The 1145-nt window shown below is 64.4% G+C and carries 2 protein-coding genes; both read right to left on the bottom strand.

The window, feature by feature from the left end:
• On the bottom strand, window positions 1–728 hold a 728-nt coding region (locus tag ATI53_RS23120; protein WP_170134660.1), incomplete at its 3' end, for a type IV secretory system conjugative DNA transfer family protein.
• The gene (locus tag ATI53_RS22850) at window positions 725–1012 is read right to left on the bottom strand and encodes a hypothetical protein (protein ID WP_111551450.1); all 288 of its coding nucleotides are present in this window, start codon (window positions 1010–1012) and stop codon (window positions 725–727) included. The genes ATI53_RS23120 and ATI53_RS22850, both read right to left, overlap by 4 nt.
• Window positions 1013–1145 lie beyond the last annotated feature (133 nt).

The raw sequence follows: 1145 nt of genomic DNA, 5'->3' as shown, positions 1-1145 counted from the left end.
TCGCCCTTGATGTCCAGGACGACGACCGGCCCCTGGTGGTCGAGGATCGCCGGGATCACGGCGCTGACGCCCTTGCCGCCGCGTGTGCCGGAGACAACGAGGTGATGCCCGCCGCGCCATCCCTTCGCATCGTTCTTGACGTAGCGCAGGAGCTTGCCCTTGTGCAGGGCGAGGGGCAGGCCGGTCTTGTTGCGCTTCAGCTGGGCAATGTCGCGCGGGTCCATCCAACCCGCTTGCCACGGGCCGGTGCGGGATTTGCGGTTGCGGCCAATGCGCGGATTGAAGATCGCCATCAGCGGGGTGCTGACAGCGATAGCCACGCCACAGGCCCCGAGCGCGAAGGAGATCGCCATGGCCTGTTTCTGGGGGTCAGAATACCGCGCCAGCCCCTTGAGGCCCTCCCAAATGGAACGGGGCAGGGGCCACCCCTGACCTGTCCACGCCTGGATAGTCGCCGACATGTCGCTGAGCGGGCTTCTGAGGGGCCACAGGGCGGTCAGGGCGGCTGCGCACAGGAAGACCCATGCGAGGAGCTTTAGGGGCCACCTCAGGCGCTCTGCGGCTGTCCCAAGGGTGTCGAGGATGGCGGCCACGGCGATGATCGGGACCGCATAGGTGGTCACCGGGTAGATCGCGACCGCTTGCGGAGCGAGGATCATTGCGGCAGTGGCCAGGATCACAGCGCCGATCATGATCACCCAGTGGCGGGCTTCCAGAACAAACCTCATGACCGGCCCTCTCGTTCTTCAGGAAACAGAATCTGCCACAATCCCCGGTCGCGGTCCCGCTGGCTGAGGCGGTCTGGCAGGTCGCGCCGAACCAGCTCCTGCAGTGCCGGTTCGGCGCTCAAACGGTCGAAGACCAAGGTGCCCAGGAGCCATTTGAGGCGGTCTTCGTCTTTCTTCTGAGACAGACGCCGCCGGGCATCAAGCGCTGCGATCTGAGCATCGAGCTGAACTTTCTTCTCGGCCAGCTCTTTGATCCGGGCGTCGGTGGGGCGGCTTTTGGACATGGGGCAACCTCGGGGCTAATGGGGCGAAGGTAGCGAGAGATGGATAGGTTGAAAAGAAACAAATGCGCGCTTATACATTGTCTTCGACAACGTGCGCGTCCTCATGGGGGTAAACCCCCGCGCCGGACGGCTT

The sequence above is a fragment of the Salipiger aestuarii genome (assembly GCF_003259905.1).
Classification (GTDB): domain Bacteria; phylum Pseudomonadota; class Alphaproteobacteria; order Rhodobacterales; family Rhodobacteraceae; genus Salipiger; species Salipiger aestuarii.
This window is presented reverse-complemented; position numbering and strand designations above follow the sequence as displayed.